The sequence below is a fragment of the Mucilaginibacter gossypii genome (assembly GCF_900100945.1).
Lineage (GTDB): Bacteria > Bacteroidota > Bacteroidia > Sphingobacteriales > Sphingobacteriaceae > Mucilaginibacter > Mucilaginibacter gossypii.
In genome coordinates this window covers 516,728-533,317 of the sequence record NZ_FNCG01000002.1, presented here as the reverse complement: position 1 = coordinate 533,317, position 16,590 = coordinate 516,728, and the positions used below count along the sequence as shown (strand labels likewise).

Annotated in this window: 16 protein-coding genes; 4 read left to right on the top strand and 12 right to left on the bottom strand. The window is 45.0% G+C overall.

Features of this window, described 5'->3' with window-relative positions; all coding sequences use genetic code 11:
* Positions 1–62 precede the first annotated feature (62 nt).
* The 8 genes from BLS28_RS05795 to BLS28_RS05760 form a co-directional block, all read right to left on the bottom strand.
* On the bottom strand, positions 63–1,205 hold the full coding sequence (locus tag BLS28_RS05795; protein ID WP_091163325.1) for a VWA domain-containing protein: 1,143 nt from the start codon (positions 1,203–1,205) through the stop codon (positions 63–65).
* Positions 1,195–3,459, bottom strand: a complete 2,265-nt coding sequence (locus BLS28_RS05790) for a DUF5682 family protein (protein WP_091163324.1) — start codon at positions 3,457–3,459, stop codon at positions 1,195–1,197. Before BLS28_RS05790 ends, BLS28_RS05795 begins: the two co-directional genes overlap by 11 nt.
* A gap of 18 nt (positions 3,460–3,477) precedes the next feature.
* On the bottom strand, positions 3,478–4,554 hold the full coding sequence (locus BLS28_RS05785) for an ATP-binding protein (RefSeq protein WP_091163323.1): 1,077 nt from the start codon (positions 4,552–4,554) through the stop codon (positions 3,478–3,480).
* 10 nt (positions 4,555–4,564) lie between these two features.
* Complete coding sequence (locus BLS28_RS05780; RefSeq protein ID WP_091163322.1) at positions 4,565–6,046, bottom strand: DUF5691 domain-containing protein; 1,482 nt, start codon at positions 6,044–6,046, stop codon at positions 4,565–4,567.
* Positions 6,046–7,356 carry an SWIM zinc finger family protein gene (locus BLS28_RS05775; protein WP_091163321.1) on the bottom strand — a complete coding sequence of 437 codons (1,311 nt, stop codon included), beginning with the start codon at positions 7,354–7,356 and terminating at the stop codon, positions 6,046–6,048. Before BLS28_RS05775 ends, BLS28_RS05780 begins: the two co-directional genes overlap by 1 nt.
* Positions 7,357–7,553: 197 nt before the next feature.
* Positions 7,554–8,090 carry a hypothetical protein gene (locus BLS28_RS05770; RefSeq protein WP_091163320.1) on the bottom strand — a complete coding sequence of 179 codons (537 nt, stop codon included), beginning with the start codon at positions 8,088–8,090 and terminating at the stop codon, positions 7,554–7,556.
* Between the two features lie 103 nt (positions 8,091–8,193).
* Positions 8,194–8,754 (bottom strand): dihydrofolate reductase family protein, encoded by a 561-nt coding sequence (locus BLS28_RS05765; protein WP_091163540.1) that lies wholly within the window; start codon positions 8,752–8,754, stop codon positions 8,194–8,196.
* Positions 8,755–8,902: 148 nt separating this feature from the next.
* On the bottom strand, positions 8,903–9,946 hold the full coding sequence (locus tag BLS28_RS05760; RefSeq protein WP_091163319.1) for an NAD(P)-dependent alcohol dehydrogenase: 1,044 nt from the start codon (positions 9,944–9,946) through the stop codon (positions 8,903–8,905).
* A 189-nt stretch (positions 9,947–10,135) separates the two neighbouring features.
* Here BLS28_RS05760 and BLS28_RS05755 point away from each other — a divergent pair, with 189 nt between their 5' ends.
* On the top strand, positions 10,136–10,927 hold the full coding sequence (locus tag BLS28_RS05755) for a carbon-nitrogen hydrolase family protein (protein WP_091163318.1): 792 nt from the start codon (positions 10,136–10,138) through the stop codon (positions 10,925–10,927).
* A gap of 104 nt (positions 10,928–11,031) precedes the next feature.
* Complete coding sequence (locus BLS28_RS05750) at positions 11,032–11,796, top strand: SDR family NAD(P)-dependent oxidoreductase (RefSeq protein ID WP_091163317.1); 765 nt, start codon at positions 11,032–11,034, stop codon at positions 11,794–11,796.
* A 115-nt stretch (positions 11,797–11,911) separates the two neighbouring features.
* On the opposite strand, the gene BLS28_RS05745 is transcribed toward BLS28_RS05750, so the two are convergent.
* From BLS28_RS05745 to BLS28_RS05735, 3 genes are all read right to left on the bottom strand, one after another.
* Entirely contained in the window at positions 11,912–12,613 is a 702-nt protein-coding gene (locus tag BLS28_RS05745; protein ID WP_091163316.1) for a pirin family protein, read from the bottom strand.
* 1 nt (position 12,614) lies between these two features.
* Positions 12,615–13,136, bottom strand: a complete 522-nt coding sequence (locus BLS28_RS05740; RefSeq protein WP_091163315.1) for a hypothetical protein — start codon at positions 13,134–13,136, stop codon at positions 12,615–12,617.
* Between the two features lie 65 nt (positions 13,137–13,201).
* Positions 13,202–13,930 (bottom strand): dioxygenase family protein, encoded by a 729-nt coding sequence (locus BLS28_RS05735; RefSeq protein WP_091163314.1) that lies wholly within the window; start codon positions 13,928–13,930, stop codon positions 13,202–13,204.
* 221 nt (positions 13,931–14,151) lie between these two features.
* Here BLS28_RS05735 and BLS28_RS05730 point away from each other — a divergent pair, with 221 nt between their 5' ends.
* Both BLS28_RS05730 and BLS28_RS05725 read left to right on the top strand, forming a co-directional pair.
* Positions 14,152–15,150, top strand: a complete 999-nt coding sequence (locus BLS28_RS05730; protein WP_091163313.1) for a beta-ketoacyl-ACP synthase III — start codon at positions 14,152–14,154, stop codon at positions 15,148–15,150.
* A gap of 51 nt (positions 15,151–15,201) precedes the next feature.
* Positions 15,202–15,585: an acyl-CoA thioesterase gene (locus BLS28_RS05725; protein WP_091163312.1), complete on the top strand. Its 384-nt coding sequence runs from the start codon at positions 15,202–15,204 to the stop codon at positions 15,583–15,585.
* 106 nt (positions 15,586–15,691) lie between these two features.
* Here the strand turns inward: BLS28_RS05725 and BLS28_RS05720 are convergent, their stop codons facing one another.
* Positions 15,692–16,552 (bottom strand): YitT family protein, encoded by an 861-nt coding sequence (locus BLS28_RS05720; protein ID WP_091163311.1) that lies wholly within the window; start codon positions 16,550–16,552, stop codon positions 15,692–15,694.
* Positions 16,553–16,590 lie beyond the last annotated feature (38 nt).

Below are 16,590 nucleotides of genomic sequence, written 5' to 3'. Positions count from 1 at the left end.
AATACTTTTGATAAAGTATCGAGCGTATAGGTGGGTGGTTTATCGGTAAAATCGCCAATCCTCTACTTTTTTATAATAAGGTCTTCCCTGGCCGCCCACATACCAATATCCTGTTTAGTGAGCGCGGCGGCCATCAGATCAGGAAATTTATCGGGTGTGCAGGCAAAAACGGGCACACCCATATCGGCCAGGAACTGTGCATTGCCATGATCATACGATGGTGAGCCGTCATCGCTTAAAGCAAGCAATACTACCAACTGCACACCTGCCGCAACCAGTTCTATCACACGACGGCGCATTTCGGCAACGTTACCTCCTTCGTAAAGATCGGTAATGAGCACCAATACGGTATCCGTAGGCCGGGTAACTATTTGCTGGCAATAGGTTAAAGCTGCATTGATATCCGTGCCACCACCTAATTGCACGCCGAATAATAACTCAACCGGGTCGGTCAATTCTTCAGTTAAATCGGCAACGGCGGTATCAAAAACCACCATTTTAGTTTTTACAGCTGGGATAGAAGCCATAACGCTTCCAAAAATCCCCGAATAAACCACTGATGATCCCATCGATCCGCTTTGGTCAAGACACAGGATCACATCTTTTAATGATGAGCGCTTACGACCGTAACCAATCCTCGTTTCGGGAATAATAGTTTGATATTCGGGTTGATAATGCTTAAGATTTTTAAGAATAGTTGCCCCCCAGTTTATTTCATTATGCCGCGGCCTTGTATTGCGGACACTACGATTTAAACTACCGGTTATGGCCTGGCGCGTGGGCTCGGCTAACTTTTTTACCAGTTGGTCAACAACTTTACGTACTACCTGCCTGGCGGTATCTTTTGTTTTGTCGGGAATAACGCGGCTCAATGTCATCAAAGTTGCTACCAGGTGAACATCCGGCTCTACATTTTCCAACATCTCCTTTTCAAACAGCATTTGGGTCAGGTTCAAGCGCTTTAATGCATCCTGCTGCATTACCTGTACTACGCTTGATGGGAAAAAGGTACGGATATCCCCCAGCCAACGGCTTACATTCGGTGATGATGCACCGAGGCCTCCGGTTCTATCGCTGTCATACAAAGCTTCAAGTGTGCGGTCAACCTTAAGGTCGGCATCATCAAGGCTAAATCCGGTGCCTTCATTTTGATTACCGCCCAGTATTAACCGCCATTTGCGCAGGTGCTCCGGTTCAATTTCCATTTGTGTCGTTAATATTTATGGTTAAACCCAATAATTGCATTATAACCGGCAAACCTTGCTTAGCTCTTTCGGCATCAAAATTAGCGCTGATATTTGTATGCTGATGCCCCGTCCCACCGCCGGATCTGGCCTTTTCGCCAAGCTTTCTCCTTTCAGGATTGGTAAAATTGGCAAAGGTGCGGCGCAGTAAAGGCAGCACTTGCATAAAGACCTCATCGGCAAGGCTGGCTACCCAATTGTCGATCACCTGCCAAAGGTCCTGATCAAGCAACAATAAAGTACCGCTGCCTTTCAAAAAGCCTTCGAGCCAGGCTGCGGCGATGACCGGAGCCGTGGCCGATGACATAGCAAAACTGAAATACTGCATCAGTTGATCGCCCTCCAATTTGCGGGCGTCATGCAGTAAACGGGTACTATATCCTCCTATAACCGGCGAGGTGTTTTTATTAGCTGCTATAGTCAACAGCGTTTGCTGCCACATGCTAATTATGCCCATATCCTGCAATAGGTTAATGCCATCGTTCAGTTTAAAAAACAGTTCCAGCAGCTTTTGAGAGGCATCTTCATCAATAGCGATACAGGCATTGGGCAAACTGATACAAACGCGGGTAATAATGCTATTGATAATGCTGATCACCAATTCGGCATCTGTTTTGCGTACATTGCCGTACCTTGCCACGGTTATCAGGCCGGGCACTACTTCCATCATTTCGATAACGTCTGCAGAGGCTGCAGCCAGATTATTAAGCTGACTGATCAGCGCTTCAATGGCTCCCGGCAATTCTGCCGGAATCGTTTTTTCAAGCAGATCGCCTATAACTTTCAGTTCCCTTGCTTCTTTTGCCTGGTTGAGGACGCTATTCGCGGCCGCTTCAGCTACGGTATTGCCCAAATTGCCGCGTTCAATAATCTCCACCGAATAGCCGGGGTCCCATTGCAGGCGCCATTGCTCTTTAAAAGTACCCTTACCGCTGGTGTATTGCTGCCTGCCCCAATTAATGTCCAGTAATTGCAGGCGGTGCAGGAAGATACTCCGCTCCAGGTCGGTATCTTTCCTCAGGTCGAGTGTATAATCTTTGTAATCAGCTGTTGCGGGCAGCCTTAATTTCTTTTGTTGTTTTTCGATATCGAGTTGCAACGGCGGTTTCGGAATCTCAACCGGCACCTCGCCTATCTGGTGGCCAACTATTAATTCGTCATGTACCAGTTTTAGCAAAATGCTCTCGCCGTTACAAAGCACGCTCAGCGTGGCCTCATTCAGTTCCTCTAACCCTACTTTGGGCAAACCCCGCAGTGAAGCGAGCGCACCGGCCAACCTTACCGCTTCAATAATATGGGCAACGGAGGTATCCATCTGCTGCTTACGGAAAAGTTGTGCCACCTCGGCCATCCACAAGGTACCATCATCATGCGGATGGTTCCAGATATGGTTGTACCACCCCGGCGAATTGATACCAGCACCGTAACCGCTACGGAAGCTTAAACGGTTAAAAGTCCAGGGAATCCAGGTACACTCTGTTTTTACCTTTGGCAGCCCTTTCAGTATTTCATTATCATCTTTTTGCGATGATTTCCATTGCAAGGCAGGCGCATGCCAGGCACCACAGATTACCGCTATGGTATGAAACATCTCCTTTTCGGCCTGGCGGATAGTACGGCGCATGTATGCTTCGCGCATCTGTTCAAGCTTTTTATCCTTTTTAGGAAAACTCTCGCGGAGCGCCTGCATAGCTTCAGATACCGCATCAAAAACCTCATCGTTATTATTGCGGTACTCAAACGTATGCTCCCACCATTTTTCATCGTCGGCAAAGCTGGCGGCATCTGCCAGGTAACTTATCGGACTTTTATAGAGTTGCTCAAGGCTTTGTCCCTCGCTATTGATCTGATCTGTATCCGGCTCTTGTTGTTGTTCAACAACCTTTTGCTCCTTTTCAACAAGCATCTGGTTACCGGCAGGGAGATCCATAAAACGCACGTGGATATTTTGCCTGCGGGCATAAACAATTGCCTGCCATTCGGGCGAGAAATCGGCAAAGGGATAAAATACCGAGCGTTGCGGGTCATCCGGCTGATAGCAAAGCAGCGCTACTGGTGGTTTCAAACCTTCGTTGCTTACCCATTGCAGCATGGCATCAGCTTCCGGCGGCCCCTCAACCAAAACAATATCGGGCCTAACCGTTTCCAGAAAAGCTTTCACGTTACGCGCCGAACCCGGCCCGTGGTGCCTTATGCCTAAAATATGTACTGCCATTGGCTTAAGGTTTTTTGATTACAGATCGCGGCAGGCACGGTAAATGTCGGCCCAATCGGTACGTGGTTTTACTACAGTTTCCAGGTATTCCTGCCAAACCAGTTTATCCTGCACCGGGTCTTTAATTACCGAACCGATAATGCCCGCGGCAAGATCTGCTGCCTTCAATTGTCCATCGCCAAAATAAGCAGCCATTGATAAACCGCTGTTGACAACGGAGATAGCTTCGGCAGTACTTAAGGTACCTGACGGCACTTTGATCTTGGTTTTGCCATCAAGCGTAACGCCTGCACGAAGTTCACGGAAGATGGTCACTATCCGGCGGATCTCCTGCAATGCCGGCGGTTCGGCCGGCAGTTCCATTACTTTTTCAAAGCTTTCAACCCGGCGGCGTACGATGTCTATCTCCTCTTCCACCGAATCAGGCAAGGGAAGGATGACGGTATTGAAACGGCGCTTTAACGCGCTTGATAATTCATTTACACCTTTATCACGATTATTGGCTGTGGCTATGATATTAAAACCTTTAACGGCCTGCACTTCGATATTAAGCTCAGGCACGGGCAGCATTTTTTCAGAAAGAATGGTGATCAGTGTATCCTGCACATCGGCGCCGATACGGGTAAGCTCTTCTAAACGAACTATCTTGCCTTCTTTCATCCCGCGCATTACTGGCGTTTCTACCAACGCATCCGGCGATGGGCCCTGTGCTATCAGACGGGCATAGTTCCAGCCGTAGCGAATAGCCTCTTCACTGGTACCAGCTGTTCCCTGGATAATCATGGTTGAATCGCCACTTACAGCCGCTGCCAAATGCTCACTCACCCAGCTTTTTGCTGTACCGGGCAAACCGTATAATAACAGGGCACGATCTGTTGTGAGCGTAGCTACAGCAATCTCCATTAAGCGGCGGTTGCCAATATATTTTGGCGAAACCTCAAAGCCATTCTTCAGCTTTCCGCCAACCAGGTAGGTTACTACCGATTGAGGAGAAAGTACCCAGTTGGCCGGACGCTTATCACCGTCCTGCTTTTTCAATTCTTCCAGTTCGTGTGCAAATAATTGCTCTGCATGCTGACGTAATATCTGTGACATGTTAAAGTTTTTATGCGTTAAAGGCTTTAAGCGTTTGCTGTTTTAAGTCGAGTAAATTAATTAAGTGATTGCGGGTTTTGTCCCAGGTTGGCTGGAGGTTAACCTGCTGTGATGTTATGTTTTCGACATGTTTCAAAGCCCCGACAGGGACCAGGCTGATATACCGGGTAAAAAAACCACGATTATATTCGTAAGGCCAGTTAGCCATTTTAAGCAGGGCTGCAACCGCAAACTCGGTGCCCCATTCATCACTAATGCGGATGGCATGTGCGATTGTATTTTGCGGATCGTTGCTCAAGGCTTTCAGCAGGTATTTTTCCTGTTCCCTGCCGCTTAGCATTTCAACAAAATCCGGGTAGAACATATTTTGCCCGAGAAAAAACGGCACCCAATTCTTTTGCCCAAACTTTGCTACCGCATTGGCCAAAGCCGGTACCATAGCAGGTGCATATTTTTCAAAATATTCAACTATCTGAATGGGCGTTGCTTCAAACTGATCTTCCCAAAACGCAGGCGGCACGCTGCTGATGAGCTGATAAACAACATAGTTTTCGTCAGTTACCGTACTTTTAGGCCCCGATAATTTTTCGATGCCCGATTTGTAGATGCTTTCGTCAACTACGGCGGGAAGTTTTATTTGGATGGAAGTTTTGGTAGTTAAACCTAATAAGGCCTTTTCTTTTTTTAGCGATACAGATTCACGTAGCAACTGCTGATACTGTTTAACAACCGACGAACCAGAAATACTTTTGAGCAGGGCCAAAGCTTCATCTTTAACCTTTTGCCCTTTTTCGTTGAGCAAGCCCTCCAACCATGGCAGGTCATTAGCATTACTATTCACTTTCATGGCTTTAAGCAATTCCAATTTACCGGCTGCATTCTCCTGCTCCCACGTTTGCTGCAGCCATTCTAAAGCTTTGGCGGGCTCACTCAGCCTTAAGCTTTTCAATATTTCTGAACGCTGGGCTGGCGTACCCATTTGCCATAGTTCCTCATCGGCTATAGTAGTAAACCAGTTCCACATAAGGTTCATTTTGCTAAGCCAAACTCCCCTGTTACCACTGCATTCAATAACAACTTTGCGCAATGCCATCTCCTTTTGTGCTTTTTCAAATACGACCGGCAATACATCAGGCAATAGTAATTGCCCTGATTTACAGCATTGCATTAACCACAATTGTAGTAATTGATCGTTCTCCTCGCCCAATATGGCGTTCAAAACCCCGGCGGCTTCGGGTGAACAGTACGGTCTTGTTTCTGCAGGCGCTTTATTAGCCGGCAGATCATTTTTTTGAAAGGGTACAAAACCCGATTGCCTGTAATTGTAGATCACAGCAGCTTTTTGCAGGTAGCGTTCTTCTTTATCTAAGCCTGCTGAGGCCTCTATCACATTAGCGATCAGGGCTACTTCTTCCGGCAAATCAGCAATAGCAGGTGTAGGTTTATCAGTACCCAGCATTGCGGTGTTTATGATACTTTCCCAGGCCTTCATCAGATACTTTTGTAATTATTTTGATGCCAAACGCCAATCGGGCGATATTCATTTTCTCTACCGATGACGGCCATGTTTACCGGGTCGCCTCCGCTTATGGCAATCAGTTGCCAGATGTTGGTATAACTTGCTGATATTTTACAGAGGCAGCCTTCGCTATCCTGTAGCCACCATTGCTTTTGGTAAAAAACCGGTGTTAGCGATGCTATAACAAGGGGCATTTCGCTGCGAAATGGCAAACGACTGTTTAGTATGGTTTCATAACCGGCAACTTGCTGCCAGCCTGCAAATGTTTTTATGTTAACGTTATCGATTGGCCTTATGATATTATAATCCTTAACGATAGCACGATACGGCAGGGCCGACGGGAAATACACCAGGGTAGCATCCAGGTATATTCCCGGCGAAAAGTTAAGCGGCGGGAATTGCCCTTTAACCGTAAATTGCAGCACCAGCGCATACCTGTTGGTTTTTAAACCGTAAAGCCAGTTTTGCTCAATGGTTAGTTGCTGCTCATCGCGGCTTTCCTTTCCAATAACAAGCCAGGTATCACTTACACCTGTTTGCGCCCGCAGCTCTTCCTGGTTGGTGGTGAAACCTATGACAGCGCGTAAATCCTGCTGCAAATCCGGGTCAATATTTTGAATGTTATTGTACCCCTCTGCAACTAAATATAATTGGAGTAATTTATCTATGAAGCCACTTTGCCAGCCTTCGTTCCAAAAGTTGGTAGCACCAAGGTTCCTCACCATACCAGCCAATCCCGATGCCTGGGCATCAACCATACGGCGGGCCATGTTATCCCAGTAAGCCGGCGTTTTTTCGGGGATGGTTAAAATTCCGCCGCGTACAATATCCTTGATCCAAACCATTAGTTCGGCTATCCCTGCACTTACTTTTTCTTCACGTGCCTGTACACGTTTAGCCTGAGCGCTTTCATCTACAGGTTTTTCGTCCGCCTTTTCAACTTTTTTTTCTTCTTTTTCGGCTCGTTTGTTTATCCAATCGCTTACCCAGGCAGGCATTGTTGATTTGGCAAATAAGCCTGGTTGCCTCGCACATAAAAGCATTAAGCCTAAGCCATGCTTACATGGAAATTTACGACTGGGGCATGAACATTTAAAGGCGATAGCTCCAAGATCAACCTGAGTTTGGTAAGGTTTGCTGCCGCTACCCTGGCATTCGCCCCAAAGGGCTTCTTCACTAATACCTTTACTTCCCCATTTGGCCGGGTTAGCCAAATCACGACCTGCTTTTTTTGAAGCTTCATCAGGTGCGAGAGCGTATATCTGATCTTCTGTTAGCTGCAAAACTTGTGATGTTTAGTAAAAAAACGGGTTAGGTTTCTCGTTCCTAAAATCAGGATAAAATAATTAGCTGTCAACCCGAAAATAAACAAAAACCCTCCTCCGGTAATAACCGAAAGAGGGCCAGTCAACCTAACATAACCTGGGTAACCCGGGTGTTTGTTAGTTCATATTAGTTAATCGTTACATTAAGTGCGAAATTATAAAGCAAACCCGTAGGCTAAACGCAGGCCAACCATACCAAAATAATCCTGATTAGCACCCGAAAAGTTTTCATAGCGTACACTTACATCCCAGGTTTTATTGGCCCAGCCTATACCAGGCGAAAGATCAAGTCTGTGCGGGCCCCAGCCTTCTTCCAGTTTTTCGTAAGCGATACCTGCTTCGCCGGCAACATATACACTTGGTACAAAAAACTCTTTGAAACCAAATTTAATCGGAATTTCGCCATAGCTTGGATAGCGTTTACCCGTAGCAGGATTTTCTTTCTGAAAAAAATGATACCCGCCCATAGTATAAGTAAGCGCAAAACTATTGCTTATACCATATTGTAAACGGGCTGTACCACCTAAGGTAAAAGTAGTGCCAATTTTTGCTACACCTGTAGGCAAGCCGGTTTCAATTCCTAAACCTAAACGGAACGCATTTGCAGGAGTGGTTTGCGCTTTTACCGTATTTGAAAAAAACAGTGTTCCTGTCACAAGGGCCGCTGCTGTTAGCTTTGATAGTAATTTCATGTAGTAATATGTTTGTGTACATAATGATTACTACCATTTTAGCAAAGGCGTTGCCTCGGGTTGCAGTTTTTTTTATAACGGTAAGATATCTACCTGCAAAACACTACTCTTTTATATAATGCACCCCGAGAACACCATCGGCGAAAGTTGTGCTTTTTTCCAGTTTAAGTTTTATTTCCGCATTAGGAAACAACGGAACACCGGCGCCAAGCACTATCGGGTTTATAAACAGCCAAAATTCATCAATCAATCCTTCCTGCATCAAATAACGGGCAAGGCCGGGGCTGCCGAACATGATGATCTCGCTGCCTTCCTGTTTTTTGAGGTCTGAAATCCGCGCCTTTACATCGTCACTGATAAATTTAATCTTATCGGTATTTTGCCCGGCAGCATTTTCAGACACTACATACTTAAGTGTATTATTATACCATGTAGCGTGTTCAATATCATGTTTTGAGGGGTTTGGCCCATCGGCTGCTGTTGGCCAGTAGGCATCCATCATTTCAAAAGTTCTACGACCATACAGGGCGGTGTCAGCTACCTGTGTGCGGGCGTTGGCATACTCAAACAGCTCATTGCTCACTTTGATCCAGTCCATAGCGCCATCAGTGCGGGCAACCATACCGTCGAGTGAAATGTGCATAAACAATACTAAATTTCTCATAATATCAGTGGTTATATTTTTTATATCAAAATTAAACTGGTGCTCGTTCGTATGCAGGGGGCTAAAGCGACTTTTGAAGGGTGTAAATATGACTATAGTAAAAAGGCCATGCTCCCGCACGGCCTTCTGTTATCAATTATAAATTACTTTACAACGTAGCCATATCAATTACAAACCTGTAACGCACATCGCCTTTTTCCATACGGTCATAAGCAGTGTGAATATCCTTGATATCAATCATTTCAATATCCGAAACAATGTTATTTTCGGCACAGAAATCAAGCATCTCCTGGGTTTCTTTGATACCGCCAATACCCGAACCGGCTAAACTTTTACGGCCACCCAATAAACTGAACGCAGCAATCTCAGCCGGTTTAGGGGGAACACCTACGCAGATATGAACACCATCGGTACGTAATAACGATAGGTACATGTTAAAGTCATGCTCGGCCGATACGGTATCCAAAATAAAATCGAAGGAGTTTTTAGCTGCTTCAACCTGTTTTGGATCGGTAGTTACCACAAAGTGGTGAGCACCTAATTTTTTAGCGTCTTCTTCTTTCTTGGGAGATGTACTTAATACCGTAACATCGGCACCAAAGGCAACACCAAATTTAACCGCCATATGGCCTAAACCACCTAAGCCAAGCACGGCAAGCTTATGGCCTTTGCCTACTTTCCAGTGCCTTAGCGGCGAGTAGGTTGTGATGCCGGCGCATAATAGCGGGGCAACGGCGGCCAGATCAACCCCTTCCTTAAGGTGCAGCACAAAATCCTCATTAACAACAATGGTGTTTGAGTAACCACCATAAGTAGGTGTTTTATGATCCTGTTCAAGGCCATTATAAGTTTGCGAGTTGCCATTGAGGCAATATTGCTCAAGGTCGCGTTTACAGTTTTCGCATGTACGACATGAGTCAACCAAACAGCCGGTGGCGGCAAGGTCGCCAACTTTAAAACCTTTTACATGCTCGCCAACTTTAACTACGCGGCCAACAATTTCATGTCCGGGCACCATAGGAAAAATGCCGGGGAACCAGTCGTTTTTGATCTGGTGCAAATCGGAGTGGCAAACGCCGCAGTACAAAATATCAAACTGTACGTCATGAGCACCAACTTCGCGCCTCTCAAAAGTCCAGGGGGCAAGCGGTGTATTTTCATCTTGCGCAGCATACGCTTTAGTTTCAATCATAGTAGTAAACGTTAAGTAGTGTGAATGATGATTTATTGAGTTTGGAGAGGATCTCCTCTACAAATGTACAATGATAATTTTATAAATATCGGCCAAGCATGGGTTGAAATAAAAAAGTGACACATGAGGGGATAAATATTAACCACAGATATTCGCAAACCTTTAATTTAGCATATAGATTAACACCGCATGAAGATAGCCATTGCCACCCCACCTTTTCCGAAATCAATTAATGATGGTCTGCAACAAGCCGAAAAGCTGATTAAAGATGCAGCGTCACAACAGGCAGAGGTTATCTGTTTCCCTGAATCATATATACCTGCATATCCGGGTATGATAGCCGATCCGGAGCCAACATCGCCGGCAATATTGCGATCGGCGCTGGATGAAGTATGCAGGATGGCCGCCGAAAATAATATTGCGGTAATTATGCCTATGGATTGGTACAGCGAAGACGGGCTTTTAAACATTGCACATGTAATATCCAAAACCGGCAACGTGCTTGGATATCAAACTAAAAATCAATTAGACCCATCGGAAGACGCCATTTGGGTTCCGGGCACCCAGAGAAGTATTTTTGAAGTGAATGGCTTAAAATTTGGCATTACCATTTGTCATGAAGGGTTCCGTTATCCCGAATCGGTAAGATGGGCGGCACGCAATGGCGCGCACATTGTTTTCCACCCTCATTTTTCGGGCAGTAATACTGATGGGGTATTGCTTACCGAATGGGGCAGTATGGCAAACCCCTATTACGAAAAAGCCATGATGATGCGGGCGCTGGAAAACACCATCTACTTTGCCAGTTCTAATTATGGTTCGCTTTACCCGGAATCAGCAAGTTCGGTCATAGCGCCGGATGGTACGTGTGTGGTTTACCAGGCTTATGGAACAACCGGTGTAATTATAGCCGATATTGACCCGCAAAAAGCTACCGGCTATCTGGCTAAAAGATTTAAACCACAGTTATACAATTACTAAAAGCGCCGATATCTTACCCATTATTTGAATTTTGTAAATAATGGATTGATTTATCCAAACCCTTCCTCTCCTATCTGTTTTACTTTTGTATCAAAACAAAAGAAATGGAAAACAGAAATAAAATTGCCGTGGTTACCGGCGGCAGCCGTGGCTTAGGCCGGGACATGGCCTTAAGGCTTGCCGAAAAAGGAATAGATGTTATTATAACCTACAATACCAATACAGAGGAAGCAGCAAAGGTGGTTAACCTTGCAGAACAAAGCGGCGCAAAGGCTGCTGCATTGCAACTCAATACTGGTGTAATTAAAAGCTTTGACGCATTTACCGAAAAACTGCGCGAAGTTTTGACGGATAAATTCGGCACCGATCATATCGACTTTTTAATTAATAATGCCGGGCAAGGCGGTTACAGCGCCATTAGCGATGTTACCGAGGAATTTTTTGATGATTTATTGAACGTGCACTTTAAAGGTGTATACTTTTTAACTCAAAAACTGATCCCGTTGATGGCAGATGGCGGTGGGATTGTCAACGTATCATCCGGGCTGACGCGGGTATCAGTTCCGCGTTCTTCGGCGTATGCATCTATGAAAGGCGCGGTAGAAATTTTCACCCGTTACCTGGCTAAAGAACTCGGCGGAAGAGGTATCCGAGCTAATGTGGTTGCCCCCGGCGCCATCATGACCGATTTTGGCGGCGGCCATTTGCGCAATAGCCAAGAAACCCAAAAAATGGTAAGCAGCATAACTGCATTGGGCAGGCCAGGTGTTGCGGAAGATATCGGCGGCGTAGTAGCTTTCCTTTGTACTGAAAATGCGCGTTGGGTTAATGGCCAGCGTATTGAAGCATCGGGTGGTATGGCAATTTAAATGAGAAATATCTTGATTAGCCGGGTACCTCGTTAAATTAATGAGGTACCCTTTTTGTAAGGGGTTGGCTGTATATTACAGAAGGTGCCAATAATGCGCCTCTACAACAGGTGATTTATTTTAATATTTCCAATATCACAATCACCGCGTTATTGCTTAATGCTTCCATGTCAGCCTCTTCCACCTGCCATAACGCCAATCCGTCACGCTCATGCATCAGGCGACCCTGCAGCTCAAAAGCCCCGGCAAGCACAAATGCGTAAAACAATGAACTACTATTTTGCAGTTGATAAAAGGCATCTATCCTGCCACCAAATACCCCGATATGTAATCGAAACGGATATATTCCGCAGGTTGGAACCAAGTCAATCAATTCGTTTGCCCTGCCCGTAAAATCAAACTTAAAAACCGTATCACGATGCGGGTTTATTATATCATTATCCTTTAGCTGAAAATAAATGTAATTGATCCAATCGCTTTTATAAAGATTAGTTAATTCAAGACGCTCACCGGCAACAGCATAACCTACAAACAGCTCTCCAACATCAATCAGGCGGATATCTCCATTTACCCTTTTTAACAACAACTCACCGGTTACCGGCATTAAAACAAACCAGCCCGAGTTTTCGACAGCTACATCAATTGAACTACTACCGGCCAGCATTTCATCATTCCATATCTCCAGCCTGCCAAAGGGCTTACGATGCTCGTTAAAATAGTTACCATAATTGAAATTACTGTAACGAAGCAGAGTTGCGGTTTTGCTGAAACCTCTCTGGTCGGCCAAATGTATTTGTCCCGGTGAGATCTTTTCCATGTTAATTGTGATATTGCAATGAAGTTATGTTTATATACGGCTGCAATTGCATAAGGTTGGTAGATATGCAATTATTTTCGACATTTAACTGATTTTCGGCCTGTTGAGCGGATATGAGCAGGTAATTATCTATGGTATCATGCCAAAACAACGGTTCGGAATAAAAATTAACCGCGACCTGGTGTTTATCCTTATCATTAATATCCGAATTGATGATCTCCAGCTGAAACTTGCTGAACGCAAGAAACCGCCTGCCAATATTATTTAAAATATCGGGCATAATACTGCCAAGCTGCTGAATATAACCTGTAACCGATGGTGCAACCATACCGGTTAAACGCTGGGCATTGGGCACATTTCTTAACAATTCGGCATAGGATGTATAGGCTGTTCCCTGGCTAAAGTTCTGGGCCTGCATTTTAAATTCCAGGTAGGTGCTTTCAAAAACCAGCTTATCCCATTGCTTAACCGAGCGGATATCGATGATTTTACGATAACATAAAATGATGAGGCGTTTTTGCATATGATGGTTCAAAAAAAACAAACACCGGCTTGTCGCCGGCGCCCTGTTACAAACAAAATGTTTTTTTAAGCAGGTACACTTAAGCTGATAGCTAATACAAAACCGGCGGTGGTACTACCGGTAACAGTAGCGGTTTCAAGCGTATACCCATCGCTAAACACATTATCACTCGCATTATACGTATATCCGCTCATGCCTTTAGCATAACCATTAACAGCCGCCAGGGCCGTGCCGGCACCTTCCGGAAAAGCAATCTGTGTTACTTTCAATGATGTACCCGATGAGTTATACACATGTACATGAATATGCGTTGCCCTGCCGGTATACCATCCCGGAAATATAGAGGTAAAAGTTACCAGGCCATTTGAATCGGTAGTTTGCCTGCCGCGTAAAAAATGTACGGAAGTATAATTTGTTGATTGTGTGCCGCTGCCGCCATATTCAGAATAATTGCCTTCCGCATCGCAATGCCAGATATCAACTAATGCTGACGATAGCGCGCTACAGCTATTATTGCTATTGTTGATTGTAATTTTCACGGTAAGCTTATACCCGGTACGGCCATCGGTAATATCGCTTCTTATATAAGATGCAGGTGAATGTGTTGGATAGGGGCCTTCGGTTTCGGTAGGTGCAACACTGCAGGTGCCTGAATCGGTTGACCCCGAAGTACTGCCGGAAGATGAAGTAGTAGTTGCTGTGGCGGTATCAGCATCCTTTTTGCAGGCTTCAACCAATACCGACGATGACACTGCGCCGATTACCAGGCTTTTTAAAAAGTTCTTTCTTTCCATTGTATGTTCTGCTTTTAAGTTTAACCTAATCTGTTGATTCAAAAGTAAAAGCAGTATAGTCTGTGTTGAAACATGTGTCGGCTAGCTGCCTTTTTGTGTCGATAAACAGCAAATTATCGGTGCGCAGGCAGATAAGATTGTATAAACATACAGTTGCATGACAACTTTAAACCGTCAAATTTCTCTATCTTTGCATGTTTTTTTGAGAGTATATAATATTTATGGCATTAAAAAGCAGTGCGGTGATTACCGGTGTAGGCGGCTATGTTCCCGACAACATTTTAACTAACAGTGATTTAGAAAAAATGGTTGAAACTAACAGCGACTGGATAGTTTCACGTACAGGGATCAAAGAAAGAAGGATCCTCGCCGACAGAACACTGGCTACTTCAGATATGGCTACCTTTGCAGTAAAAAATTTACTTGAAAATGCCAAAGTTGATCCTTCTGAAATTGACTGTGTTATTGTAGCCACCTCAACTCCCGATTACCTGCTTATCTCCACCGCCAGCATCGTTTGTGATAAATGTGGTTTAAACAATGCCTGGGCGTCTGACGTTAACGCGGCCTGCAGTGGTTTCCTTTATGCCTTTACCCTTGGCTCGAGCCTGGTTGAAAGCAACCGTTATAAAAAAGTAATAGTTATCGGTGCCGATCAAAACAGCGCCATTGTAAACTATGCCGACCGCAACACCTGTATCCTTTTTGGCGACGGCGCCGGCGCGGTATTGCTTGAACCATCTACCGAAGACATTGGCGTTATTGACAGTGTATTTAAAACAGATGGGCACGGCAGGGAACATTTATATGTACCCGGCGGAGGTTCTATGAACCCGGCATCTGAAGAAACTATTGATGGCAAACTACATTATATACGCCAGGATGGCCGTGTAGTTTTTAAAGCTGCTATAAAAGGGATGACTGAAAGCTGCACATCTGTACTGCAGCGTAACAACCTTACCATAGATGATATCAACTGGCTAATACCCCACCAGGCAAATTACCGCATTATCCACGCCGTAGGTGATGCTTTGGGCCTACCTGAAAGCCGTGTTAAGATCAACATCGACCGTTATGGTAACACCACAGCTGCCACTATCCCGCTGGCGTTGTGGGATTATAAAGAAGATTTTAAAGAGAACGATAACATGATCCTGACAGCATTTGGTGCTGGGTTTTCATGGGGCGCTACTTATTTAAAATGGGGTAAATTGAGATAAGCAACCTCACCCCAACCCTCTCCAAAAGAGAGGGAGTTAAAATTCAACTCAATGACTACTGAAGAACGAATTAAAGAAGCTGAATCACGGATATTCAAAACCGTGTTCCCGAGCGACACCAATCACTACGACACGCTTTTCGGAGGTTCGGCAATGGCCATGATGGACGAGGTAGCTTTCATTACGGCCACCCGCTTCACCCGTAAAAAAATGGTTACCGTATCATCCGACAGGATAGACTTTAACCGCCCTATCCCGGCAGGTACCATTATTGAACTTGTTGGCCGTGTATCCCATATCGGCAATACCAGCCTAAAAGTTTTGGTTGAAATCTATATTGAAGAAATGTACTCTTTTGTGCGCGAAAAAGCTATCACCGGCACTTTTACGTTTGTTGCCATTGATGATCATAAGCACCCGGTAAGCGTTTTGTAAGCTGAAGGCTTAAAGCGGAAAGCTAAAAGCCAGAAAATGCTATCCTATTGCCATTATTTAAAGATGTTTGCTTTCAGCCTTCGGCCGGCTTTAAGCTTTAAGCTTCTTAATGTAGTTTCTTGCGCTTCAACAACCCGCCTGTTGTATCGTCAATACTTTGTTGTACAATAAAGGCTTTGGGATCGATACGAAGAATAGTTTGTTTTAATGATGGGATTTCCAAACGGGTAGCAACAGTGAATACAATATCGCGGGGATCATTGACATGACCGTCTTTTCCGTAACCGCTTTTCCCCTGATAAATAGTAACGCCACGGCCAAGCGTAACTGTTATCGCTCTGCGGATAGCATCACTTTTAGTTGAGATAACGGTAACACCCGAATATTGCTCGATACCGTTCAGCAAAAAATCGATCATTTTGGCGGCAGCCATATAGGTTAATATTGAATACATGGCCGGTTCAACACCCAATACCGAGGCTGCAACCCCAAATATCAAAACGTTAAGAAGCAAAATAAAGTCGCTCACTTTAAGCAGCTGCGTTTTTTTACTTACCAATACGGCAGCTATTTCAGTACCGTCAAGCACAGCTCCGCCACGCATGGCCAACCCGCTGCCGGTACCGATAAACACGCCGCCAAATACCGCGGTAAGCAATTTATCATGAGTAACATCCGGAAACTGAACTACTGCAAGGCATAATGAAAGCAAAGCTATGGCCACAGTACTTTTGATAGCAAACCAAAGTCCAAGCTTCCGGTAGCCTATCCATAAAAAAGGCACGTTGATAACAAAGATCAATATGGATATAGGAATAAGCGTTATATCAGATATCAGCATGGATACCCCGGTAGCACCTCCGTCGATAAAGTGGCTGGATAATAAAAACCCCTTAAGACCAAAAGCTGCCGATAAAATCCCGAGGCCGATATTTGCTGAATCCCTGATCGTGTTGATTGCCTTCATGCCCAAATATAGCTTTTTGGCGCTAAAAGCAGGTATTT